This is a genomic window from Bradyrhizobium sp. HKCCYLRH2060 (assembly GCF_051168135.1).
Lineage (GTDB): Bacteria > Pseudomonadota > Alphaproteobacteria > Rhizobiales > Xanthobacteraceae > Bradyrhizobium.
Genome location: NZ_JBNPUK010000022.1, coordinates 112,020 through 121,967, shown reverse-complemented (window position 1 = coordinate 121,967; position 9,948 = coordinate 112,020). Strand labels below are relative to the sequence as shown.

Annotated in this window: 10 protein-coding genes and 1 other RNA gene; 6 read left to right on the top strand and 5 right to left on the bottom strand. The window is 65.9% G+C overall.

Annotation, left to right across the window (positions count from 1 at the left end; genetic code table 11):
- Positions 1-533 (top strand): transposase (locus ACQR10_RS30385; RefSeq protein WP_434912181.1); only part of this gene is annotated, 533 nt, incomplete at its 5' end.
- Positions 534-814: 281 nt separating this feature from the next.
- On the opposite strand, the gene ACQR10_RS30380 is transcribed toward ACQR10_RS30385, so the two are convergent.
- Together ACQR10_RS30380 and ACQR10_RS30375 are read right to left on the bottom strand one after the other, a co-directional pair.
- Positions 815-1,210 (bottom strand): ester cyclase, encoded by a 396-nt coding sequence (locus ACQR10_RS30380; RefSeq protein WP_316177335.1) that lies wholly within the window; start codon positions 1,208-1,210, stop codon positions 815-817.
- A gap of 65 nt (positions 1,211-1,275) precedes the next feature.
- Positions 1,276-1,479: a hypothetical protein gene (locus tag ACQR10_RS30375; protein ID WP_316177337.1), complete on the bottom strand. Its 204-nt coding sequence runs from the start codon at positions 1,477-1,479 to the stop codon at positions 1,276-1,278.
- Positions 1,480-1,690: 211 nt separating this feature from the next.
- Between ACQR10_RS30375 and ACQR10_RS30370 the strand changes: the two genes are divergently transcribed.
- Both ACQR10_RS30370 and ACQR10_RS30365 read left to right on the top strand, forming a co-directional pair.
- Positions 1,691-2,959, top strand: coding sequence for a serine hydrolase domain-containing protein (locus ACQR10_RS30370; RefSeq protein ID WP_316216510.1), 1,269 nt, complete (start codon positions 1,691-1,693; stop codon positions 2,957-2,959).
- A gap of 8 nt (positions 2,960-2,967) precedes the next feature.
- A complete protein-coding gene (locus ACQR10_RS30365; protein WP_316216511.1) occupies positions 2,968-3,609 on the top strand; it encodes a glutathione S-transferase family protein in 642 nt (213 codons plus the stop codon).
- A 243-nt stretch (positions 3,610-3,852) separates the two neighbouring features.
- Here the strand turns inward: ACQR10_RS30365 and ACQR10_RS30360 are convergent, their stop codons facing one another.
- Together ACQR10_RS30360 and ACQR10_RS30355 are read right to left on the bottom strand one after the other, a co-directional pair.
- On the bottom strand, positions 3,853-5,094 hold the full coding sequence (locus ACQR10_RS30360) for a TAXI family TRAP transporter solute-binding subunit (RefSeq protein ID WP_315804791.1): 1,242 nt from the start codon (positions 5,092-5,094) through the stop codon (positions 3,853-3,855).
- A 117-nt stretch (positions 5,095-5,211) separates the two neighbouring features.
- The gene (locus ACQR10_RS30355; RefSeq protein WP_315804792.1) at positions 5,212-5,667 is read right to left on the bottom strand and encodes a DsrE family protein; all 456 of its coding nucleotides are present in this window, start codon (positions 5,665-5,667) and stop codon (positions 5,212-5,214) included.
- 1,121 nt (positions 5,668-6,788) lie between these two features.
- Here ACQR10_RS30355 and ssrS point away from each other — a divergent pair.
- The 3 genes from ssrS (at position 6,789) to ACQR10_RS30340 (ending at position 8,477) form a co-directional block, all read left to right on the top strand.
- Positions 6,789-6,950, top strand: a non-coding RNA gene (gene ssrS, locus ACQR10_RS30350) — 6S RNA.
- 119 nt (positions 6,951-7,069) lie between these two features.
- On the top strand, positions 7,070-7,651 hold the full coding sequence (locus ACQR10_RS30345) for a 5-formyltetrahydrofolate cyclo-ligase (RefSeq protein WP_316216666.1): 582 nt from the start codon (positions 7,070-7,072) through the stop codon (positions 7,649-7,651).
- 1 nt (position 7,652) lies between these two features.
- Positions 7,653-8,477: a TIGR00282 family metallophosphoesterase gene (locus tag ACQR10_RS30340; protein ID WP_316216512.1), complete on the top strand. Its 825-nt coding sequence runs from the start codon at positions 7,653-7,655 to the stop codon at positions 8,475-8,477.
- Between the two features lie 9 nt (positions 8,478-8,486).
- Here ACQR10_RS30340 and ACQR10_RS30335 read toward each other — a convergent pair whose 3' ends face one another.
- Complete coding sequence (locus tag ACQR10_RS30335) at positions 8,487-9,917, bottom strand: methyl-accepting chemotaxis protein (RefSeq protein ID WP_316216513.1); 1,431 nt, start codon at positions 9,915-9,917, stop codon at positions 8,487-8,489.
- Positions 9,918-9,948: the final 31 nt, after the last annotated feature.

Sequence of the window (9,948 nt, the reverse complement as noted above, 5' to 3'; positions counted from 1 at the left end):
AAAGCGCTGATATCGTAGTGCGCGCCAAATGGAATGGCGCTCGTTGGCTCGACGCCGACGCGAACCGTCTCGATCTCATTGCTCTGCTAAAAAAGTCGCGTGGCAAGGGACTGGTTGATCGGCCCGTCTGGATCAAGGCTTCGGCGAAAGAGCCTATCGCATTACGTCTGGTGGCGATCCGAAAGCCGAAGCAGGCGCGCGATGCCACGATCGAAAAGATCACGCGCCGGGCACGAGACATGGGCCGCAAGCTGCAGCCCGAGACGTTGGTCGCGGCCGAATGGGTCATCATCATCACCTCGCTCGATCGCGATGAATATCCACTTCCAGCAATCAGCAGCCTCTATCGATTGCGGTGGCGCATCGAGATCGCCTTCAAGCATCTCAAGAGCAGTATCGGCCTCGCGCGACCACCGGGCGAGGATCCCAGGAGTGCGAGAGCGCACATCCTCTGTCATCTTCTGCTGGCGCTGCTGACCGAGCCGCTCATCGCGGAACATCTCGGTGACTCTCCCCGCCGGGAAGCCGCGTGAAGAACGGCGTCTGGCGCCTATTGCGCTTGATCGTCGAGGCCCTCGTCGACGCCGTCATCCCCAAACCCGACGTGCAAACGTTGCGGGCCGCTGCGCGGAACATTCAACGCCATCTCCGAGAGCCGCCAAGAAAACGAGAATACCAAGCGTTAATTTGGTAAGTTAGCGCCAATGAGAGAAACCCCTCACCCAACCGCGTGCGTGGATAGGCCGGCGATGCCCTCTCCCACAAGGGGCGAGGGCGCTGTATCTGAGAGCACGCTCTTCCTTCGCAGCCTCACTCACGCTCGCGCGAGTTGCGCCTCGATGGCGGCCTTGTCGATCACCGACCATACTTCCGCGATCCTGCCGTCGCGGAATGCGTAGAACACGTTCTCCGTGAAGGCGACCCGCCGGCCGTTGACCGGCAGCCCGAGGAACGCGCCACGCGGCGTGCAGTCGAACTCCAGCCGACTTGCGACGCGAGGCGGCTCTGACAGCAGCAGGCCGATGTTGAAGCGAAGGTCGGGGATATCGGCGAAGTTTCCCACCAGCATATCGCGATAGCCGTTGAGCCCGAGCTGCCGGCCGTTGTGAACGACGTGGTCGTGCACGAAATCGCCGAGCACCGGCCATGCCTGCGCATTCAGGCACACGATGTAGGCGCGATAGTGATTGGCGAGCTCGGGTCCGGTCATGGCGCTGCGTCCGTTCGAGACGAGAGCAGGCAACCTCTCGCAGCGGCAACGGTTCCGAACAGGGATCAAAGACCTTCTATGATCAATGCGATGGTTTCCAACGGCAATGCCGCACCTACTGCGCCGATGACCAGACCGACGAGGCCGAGGACGACGGCACCGATCCAGCCGCCCGAATGAAAGCCGACGGTTGCACCGACGAAGGCTCCCGTCGCAAGCGTACAGATGGCCCAGAGCGTGTGAAGGATGAGTCCGATCGTCCTCAGCATGCGTGATATCGCCTGTCAGCGGTCTCACCCGTCCCCTTCCGATGGGTCGCGCGGATACGCCATTGTGCGGCAGCGAAGCCGATCACGTCATCGCGATGTGTTCGTGTTGCGAGCGCTTGTCGTTCTTTCCTATGTCCTCTACCCATTGGTCAGGCGGAGCGATCGAATCCCGCGAGACAAGCGGGATCATCCGCGCATCAGGGAGGTGCCCATGAAGACGCTGCTCAAGGCGGCCGTAGCCACAGCCTTCACCATGATCATCACGCAGCTCGCCGCCGCGCCCCTGCCGGAGGCCAAGCCCGACGAGGTCGGCTTCTCGCAAGCTGGCCTGGCGCGCATGGATGATTTCTTCGCCCGCGAGATCGCGGCCAAGCGCGTCCCCGGCGCGGTGGTGGCGATCGCGCGTGACGGCAAGCTCGTGCACTACAAGGCCTACGGCCAGCTCGATCCGGTGAAGGGCACGCCGATGCCGCTCGACGCGATCTTCGCCCTGGCCTCGATGACCAAGCCGATGACCGCGGTGGCGGGGCTGACGCTGATGGAGCAGGGGCGACTGCCGTTGCAGGCCAGGCTCGCCGACTACTATCCGGCCTTCGCCGACATGAAGGTCGGCGTCACCCAGGAGAACGGCGCACTGCTGCTGGTGCCGCAGGCCCGCCCGATCCTGATCCACGACCTCTACCGCCACACCTCGGGCCTGATGTATGGCGGCCGGCCGGACAGCTCGAGCCCGGTGGCGCGGCTCTATCCCGACGGCACCGCGCCTGCGATCGAGGGCGACACCCAGGCCTTCATCGAGCGCATCACCAAGCTGCCGCTGGCGCACCAGCCTGGCACGCAGTTCGAATACGGCTTCTCCATCGACGTGCTCGGCGCGGTGATCGAGAAGGTCAGCGAGCAGCGGCTCGGCGAATATCTTTCAGCCAATGTCTGGAAGCCGCTCGGCATGGTCGACGCGACCTTCGCGCCAACCGACGCACAACGCCCGCGGCTGGCGCATCCGTTTCCGCAGAATCCGCTGACCGGCAAGCCGCAGGCAATCAAGCTGCTGGACACGCCGACGAAGTCGGACTGCGGCGGCGCCTGCTCCTTCGCCACCATCGGCGACTACGTCCGCTTCGGCCAGATGCTGCTCAATGGCGGCGAGCTCGATGGCGCGCGCATCCTGAGTCCGAAGACGGTGCACCACATGACCTCCAACCATCTCGGGCCGGAAATCAAGAACACCGTCGCCAATGTCGAGCCGCATCGCGCCGGCTTCAGCTTCGGGCTCGGCGTCGCCGTGCGCGTCAGCGAGGGTCTGTCTGCGGTGCCCGGCAATCCCGGCGAGTTCAGCTGGAACGGCGCCTATGGCACGCAGTTCTTCTGCGATCCGAAGGAGCGCCTCGTCGTGGTGGTCGGCACCGCGGCGCCCGGCGACCTGCGCAAATATTATCGCGAGCAGGTGCAGGACATCGTGTACGGCGCGATGGTGAGGTAAGATAGCGCATGCTGACAATCCATCATCTGGGGAAGTCCCAATCCGAGCGCATCGTCTGGCTCTGCGAGGAGCTGCAAATACCCTACGAGCTGAAATGCTACACGCGCGACGCCAGGACGGTCCTGGCGCCCGCGGAGTACAAGGCGCTGCACCCGATCGGCGCCGCGCCGGTCATTACCGACGGCGATCTGGTGCTCGCCGAATCCGGCGCCGTTGTCGACTACATCATCTCCAAATACGGCCAGGGCCGGCTGCGGCCAGGCCCCGATGATCCGAACTTCGCGCCATTCCTCTACTGGTTCCACTTCGCCAACGGCACCTTGCAGGCGGCGATGGGCCGGCTGATGATCCTCAACCGTCTCGATCTGCCCGACGACAATCCCATGCTCGGCGCGATGCGGGCGCGGGTCGATCGCGCCTTCGCGGCCGTCGAGGCGCGCTGCGGCGAGGCGGACTACCTGGCGGGGGCGGCGCTCACCACCGCCGACATCATGACCGTGTTCTCGCTGACGACGATGCGCTACTTCCTGCCTTACGATCTCAGCCCCTTCCCCGACATCCGCGCCTATCTGTCACGCATCGCCGCCCGCCCGGCCTATCAGCGGGCGATGGAGAAGGGCGATCCGGGGATGAAGTTGCTGTTGAGTTGATTGCAAGCAAGTTTGCGCGATCGCTCACGCGGCTGGCTCGGTGTACCTCGCCCCGCTTGCGGGGAGAGGTCGGATTGCATCGTCAGATGCAATCCGGGTCAGGGGGTACAGGTCTCACCAAGGACGCTCCCTGCGCGTCTGCCCCAACTCACACTTCCCGTGTGGCGGCCGCTCACCCCAACCCTCTCCCCGTAAGAACGGGGAGAGTTAGCCGACTGCCCGAGCCGCTATTGGCGGTCCCCCTCATCGCTGCCGCTTGCGGCTCCAGTCCAGGAACGAGCGATACAGCTCCTCCTTCTCCGCCTTCGAGGTCGGCGCCTTGGCCTGCGATTCGAGAAACGCCTCGAAGCGGTCCTGTTGCGAGAGACCGCCGGTCGCGGCGGGCGCCAGGCCGACATTGGCCTCCTTCTTCATCCGTTCCAGCACGGCGTCGACATACGGATAGCGCTGCCAGCCCGGCACCTGGGCCTCGAGATTGAGATCCTTCCAGCCCGGATGGAACGGCGGCTGCTGCAGCCGCGCGAGGTTGGTGAACAGCGTGTCGACGAAGCGGTTGACGCGGTCGGCGCGGTCGCTGCCCGGCTTCCAGTTGTAGACGGCCAGCACCGACGGCACGGCGATGGTTTCCACGGCGGTGTCAGGTGCGACCAGCCCTGGATAGGTGTCGGCCTTGATGCTGGTCGGATAGTAGAAATCCGAGAATTGCTGCGTGTACGGCACCGGCACGAAGTGGAATCCGGGATCCGCCTTCTTGCCGCTGAACAGCTCGCCGGGCTTGGAGGCGACATAGACCATCGCGGCGATCTCGCCCTTGTGCAGCTTCTCCAGCGCGACAGGGCCACCGACCGCGACCGGCTCTATGTCGATGCCGAGGCGCCGGAAGATCAGCGGGCCGGTGTGGGCGGCGGCGACGCCCGCCGTGCCCACCGCGACCTTCTGGCCCTTCAGGTCCTGCAGCGTCTTGAACTCGTCGCGCGCATAGATGTGCACGTCGGAGATGAAAAAGCGCAGCACGTAGCGGATGCGGTCGTTGATGTTGGAAAGACCGGCCTGCCTGGCGTAGAAGTCGAAGGCGTCGGCATAGGTGATCGCGACGTCGACGCCGCGCAGATAGAGCAGGTCGGCGATGTTCGAGGTGGTGCCGCGCGTCACCATCGGGATCAGGCGCATGTTGTCGCCATCGTCCATCGTCCGCGCCATCTCGCTGGCGAAGCGCACGAAGCCGCCGTCGGGCAGGCCCGCGGCCAGGCCGACGGTCCATTGGTTCATGCGCGTCTTGATGGCGGCTTCGTCCGAGGCGCTCCGCGGCTCGCGGGACTCTGAGACCCGAGGCTCGACGGTCCGCCGTTCCGACGCGCGCGCAGGCTTGATCGAGAGCGGAGCGGCGGACTGCTCTTGCGCGCGCACCGCGCCGACGGGGGTGAGCAAGGCAGCCGAAAGCGTTGCCAGCGCCAGCAGCGCCGGCCGGGCGAGTACTCTGTGCATGTGACTAGTCCCCGATCGCGTCTGCTCGCCATTCCCCCGAGCAGACTGATGACACAGATCAATCCAAGATCGTATCTCAATGAGCCCTAAACCTGGCAGTTTTGGGGCAAGAACTACTTAAGGTTTCAGGTAGCTCCAGCCGCTCTCCTGCAATTCCATCAGCCTCACTGCGCCCGAGGGCACCAGGCTCGCTTCGGCGACGATCGCAATCGGATGTCCTTCGCGTTTCTCCATGCCGCGCTTGGTGATGTTGCAGGCGGAGAATTTGATCTTGGCGGGAAAGCTCAGCTCGGCGATCTGCTTGAGCCGGTCCTTCACCGGCGAGGTATCCTCGCGCAGCATGTTCAGCCCGGGTCCATAGGTGACGAGCTCGATCTCGACCTCCTCGCCCTTCTCCTTGAACGTCTCCATGATGTTGGTGGCGTTGTTGAGCGCCAGATTCATGATCGCCGGATCGTTCTGATCGACCTGGATCGCGACGCGATGGATCTTGACGTCGGCGGCGAGGCCCGCTCCAGCCGGCGCGATCAGCAGCGCGCAGGCGGCCATGACAGTTGTGAGATTGAAGCGCATGCCAGGACTCCGATGTACGATACAGGGCATTGGGATGTGGGCATGATCTGCCACAACCTCAGCTCCCAGTCGATGGGCCTGAATCGTGGCAAGACTATGCGCTGCCGCGGGAGCGCCGTGATGCGGCGAGGAGGGCGGTGATGATGACGGCAATGCCGGAGATGAGAGGGATGGCTGGCATTGATGTGGATGACGATTGGGATTGAAGAGGCGCGATGACCTCCGCCGTCGCCAAGCCCGCCGCTATTTGGTTGCGTCTCGCACCCTCGCCGGATGGATGCCTCTCCGCCAACTGCTTTCCTCTGCCGCACGACGGGCAATCCGCGCATACGCGCCCTGCGCAAACTGCCCGTCGCGTTACGATGTCGCAGGCTGCGTCACTTGTCTCGTCGGGCAAATCAGGCGGATGCTTCCGCTCGTCCTGCTGCCGCATGAGGGGCGTGTCGCGACCGTCACGAGACGTTGGCAGTGGGATGCGATGGGCGTGGATTGCCGCAGCGTGAGTCACATCGCGCGGACGAACGGCGATGCACGTACGGTCAAGTCGCGTGGTCCTGACACCCCGATGCTGGTGTTCCCTTTGCGACGACGCTTGAGGCGTCGCGCGGAGCATGGTGGCCAACAAGCCCGGCGCACCAGGGAGATCGCGAAGCAGCCGTTCCAACCGTCGCGCAGGGAAGGCCGGGTGTTTCCGGCTGCACCTGTGGTACCTGCCGCCTGCATTTTTTGAGCAGGCGGGCCACGGGCGTCAGCCGACGCCCGGCCTTCCCTGTGCCCTCTGTTCACGGAGGGCGATCGAAGTTCAACAGCTCGGACGCTACGCGCCGCGAGGAGTCGAAGCCATGGCCGACGCCGAATCCACCGTGATCTGCACTGGAATGAAAGGCCCCGCGGCAATCGGCTCAGCAGGGATCAGCCCGGCTGCCGCCACCCCACCGCTGTCGTCGCCCGCGAAAGCGGGCGATCCAGTACGCCGCGGCCTCTCAGCTGAGCCACTGCCGTCACGGCGGACTGGGTCGCCCGGTCAAGCCGGGCGACGACACCGAGGATGGGCGACGGCGTCCCGTCCCAATCCGTCGGCACCGCTGGCAAAATCACCCCGCGATGGTTACATTGCGCCGGCGAGGCTGCGACGCGCGTCCGGAACCAACATATCCCCGGGGCCTTATCGATCCTTTAGGGAACTGTCCCTGGCCAGGTCCGTGGACCTGGACATATGGTGCCCACCTACTTTCGTAGGGAACTCCGGGATCGAGCGTTTCAACGGCGATTGCGGCTTCGCGCTTGTCTCTCTCCTCTTTGTATCTCTCCTCTGTCCCCTTGATTGCCGACCTGCTGCGTTTCTGAGAACGTTGGAGTGCCCGCGTCCGCGCGCTCTTGACGGAGGTCCCGCCGCATGCCGATGAAGGCCGTCCAGCACACCAAGCAGCAGCTGCGGGCTGCAGCGCTGGCCGCGCGCGATGCGCTGAGCGACGAGGCGCGCAGCGCCGCCGCCCAGGCCATCGCGGTGCGCGGGCTGCCGTTCGCGCTGGAGCTGGGCCAGGTGGTCTCGGGCTATGCGCCGATTCGCAACGAGCTCGATCCGGTGCCGCTGATGCGCGTGCTGGCGGCGAAGGGCGCGCGGCTGGCGCTGCCGGTCATCCTGGCGCGCGGCCATTCGCTCTCTTTCCGGGCGTGGTCGCCGGGCGATCGGCTGACATTGGGCTCGCTCGGCATCCCCGAGCCGTCGCCGGTCGCGGCCGAGCTGGTGCCGGACGTGATGCTGGTCCCGCTCGCCGCCTTCGACCGCACCGGCCACCGCATCGGCTATGGCGGCGGCTACTACGACTACACCTTCTCGCACTTGCGGAAGACACATCATCTCATCGGCGTCGGGCTCGGCTTTGCCGTGCAGGAAACCGAGGCCATCCCGGCCTTGGCCCACGACGCGGCGCTGGATTATGTGCTAACCGAGCGCGAGACCTTGGATTTCCGGAGCAATTGAATTGCGAATTCTCTTCGTCGGCGACGTCGTCGGCCGGGCCGGCCGCAGCGCCGTCTCGGACCACCTTCCGGGCTTGATCCGCGATTGGGCGCTCGATCTCGTCATCATCAATGGCGAGAACGCGGCCGGCGGGTTCGGCATCACCGAGGCGATCTATCAGGAGCTGGTCGATGCCGGCGCCGACGCGGTCACGCTCGGCAACCACTCCTGGGACCAGCGCGAGGCGCTGGTGTTCATCGAGCGCGCGCCGCGCCTGGTGCGTCCCGCGAACTATCCGGCGGGCACGCCCGGCCGTGGCGCCGCGCTGATCGATGCCAAGAACGGCGCCCGCTCGCTGGTGGTCAACGTGCTCGGGCGCGTGTTCATGACGCCGTTCGATGATCCGTTCGCGGCTGTCGGCCGCGAGCTCGGCGCCTGCCCGCTGCGCGAGGCGGCGGATGCTGTTGTGGTCGACGTGCATTGCGAGGCCTCCAGCGAGAAGCAGGGCATGGGCTATTTCTGCGACGGCCGCGCCAGCCTCGTCGTTGGCACCCATACGCATGTGCCAACGGCCGATCACCAGATCCTGCCCGGCGGCACCGCCTACATGACCGATGCCGGCATGACCGGCGATTACGATTCCATCATCGGCATGCAGAAGGACGAGCCGTTGCGGCGCTTCCAGTCGGGCATCCCGTCGGCGCGGTTCGAGCCGGCGACGGGCGAGGCGACGTTGAGCGGGGTGGCGGTCGAGACCGACAACGGCACCGGGCTTGCGATCAAGGTCGCGCCGGTGCGGATCGGCGGCCGGCTGTCGCAGACGAGGCCGGCGTTCTGGGGAGGATGAGAGCCTGCGTCAGGCCTTGAGGCGAAAGCCCATCCGGAACGCGCCCCAATGCCGTCCCTTGATGACGATCGGCGCGGACAGGTCCTTCATCAGCACGAACTGCCCGCCGCCCATGTCGCGGCGGTAGGTCTGGAGCAGAAACGGCTTGTTGCTGGCGGCGGCGACCTTCTTCACCGCGCGGTCGTCGAACAGCCGGCGGTTGCGGCAGTTGGCGTTGTTCCAGACCGGATCGGGCCCCTGCGGCCTGCGGTAGTTCGGATTGTGCGTCGGCAGATAGCCGCCGCGCGCCCAGGCGACGCAGAACACGATGCGCTGGTCGCTGCCCTGGATCGGGTCCTGGATCGCGGGCAGCACGCGGTCGGTGAACTCGACGTAGCGCGTCATGTACTGCTTGGGATTGGTGCCGGGGATCTCGCGATAGCTCTCGTCCATCAGGTCGGCGAGCGTGATCTCGCCGCGATCGATCGCCGCCTCGAAGGTCGCCGAGATCTGCCGGGCGGTGTCGACGACGGTCTTGATCAGCGGCGCGTCCGTGGTCTGTACGCCGCTTTCGGCGATCAGCCCGATCAGCGCCTCGGAACGATCGAGCAGCTTGGCGATGCGGCTGTCGGCCTGTTTGAGCTCGACCGAGGACTGGTCGACGCCCTTGGCGAGCTCGTTGAGCTCGCTGATCACGGCGTCGCAATGCGCGAGGTTGGAGGTCGCGGCCTTCGCCACGCCGTCGATCTCCTGGCCGACGCTGGTGAAGCCGTCCTGGACGCGGACGATGATGCCGCCGATCTGCTGGGCGCCTTCACCCGCTGTCTTGGCGCGCGACGAGGCCTGGCCGCTCTCGCCGAGCAGGCTCTTCACCTGCGAGTCGAGCCCGCGCAGGGTATCGCCGATCTCCTGGGTGGCTTGGCGGGTCGCCTCGGCGAGCGACTTCACCTCGCTCGCGACGACGGCAAAGCCGCGGCCGGCGCTGCCGGCGCGCGCGGCCTCGATGGTGGCGTTCAGCGCCAGCAGGTTGGTCTGCTTGGCGATCGCCTCGATCGCCACCGAGACCTTGGCGACCTGCGACAGCGCATCGCCGACCGAGCCGAGCCGCTGCTCGATGCGCTCGACGGACTCGACCAGTTCGGCGATGTGCCGCACCGCGGTGTCGACCACGTTGCGCGACTGGGTGATGTCGCCGACCGCGGCGGTCGTGGCCGATTGCACCGCCTGCGAGGCGGTGGCGATGTCGTGATTGGCCGCGACCATGGTCTTGGCCGTGGCCTGCAGATGCCCGAACCGCTGCGACTGGTAGCTGACGCGGTTGGCGACCTCCTGGACGTTGCCGGCGACGTCGGCGAGCTCGACGCCAAGGCCGCCGATGCGGTCGGCGATCTCGTCGATCAGCCGCTCGGCGCCGGTGCGCGCGTCGTGACTTTCCAGAATGGCGCGTTGCGCGACCGACATGTCCAGACTCCCGGGCTTGATAGGATCAGAA

What these genes read in the sequence shown, in the direction of transcription:
- ACQR10_RS30380 (WP_316177335.1), bottom strand. Translation starts at nt 1,210, where the DNA reads ATGACCGGACCCGAGCTCGCCAATCACTATCGCGCCTACATCGTGTGC.
- ACQR10_RS30375 (WP_316177337.1), bottom strand. Translation starts at nt 1,479, where the DNA reads ATGCTGAGGACGATCGGACTCATCCTTCACACGCTCTGGGCCATCTGT.
- ACQR10_RS30370 (WP_316216510.1), top strand. Translation starts at nt 1,691, where the DNA reads ATGAAGACGCTGCTCAAGGCGGCCGTAGCCACAGCCTTCACCATGATC.
- ACQR10_RS30365 (WP_316216511.1), top strand. Translation starts at nt 2,968, where the DNA reads ATGCTGACAATCCATCATCTGGGGAAGTCCCAATCCGAGCGCATCGTC.
- ACQR10_RS30360 (WP_315804791.1), bottom strand. Translation starts at nt 5,094, where the DNA reads ATGCACAGAGTACTCGCCCGGCCGGCGCTGCTGGCGCTGGCAACGCTT.
- ACQR10_RS30355 (WP_315804792.1), bottom strand. Translation starts at nt 5,667, where the DNA reads ATGCGCTTCAATCTCACAACTGTCATGGCCGCCTGCGCGCTGCTGATC.
- ACQR10_RS30345 (WP_316216666.1), top strand. Translation starts at nt 7,070, where the DNA reads ATGAAGGCCGTCCAGCACACCAAGCAGCAGCTGCGGGCTGCAGCGCTG.
- ACQR10_RS30335 (WP_316216513.1), bottom strand. Translation starts at nt 9,917, where the DNA reads ATGTCGGTCGCGCAACGCGCCATTCTGGAAAGTCACGACGCGCGCACC.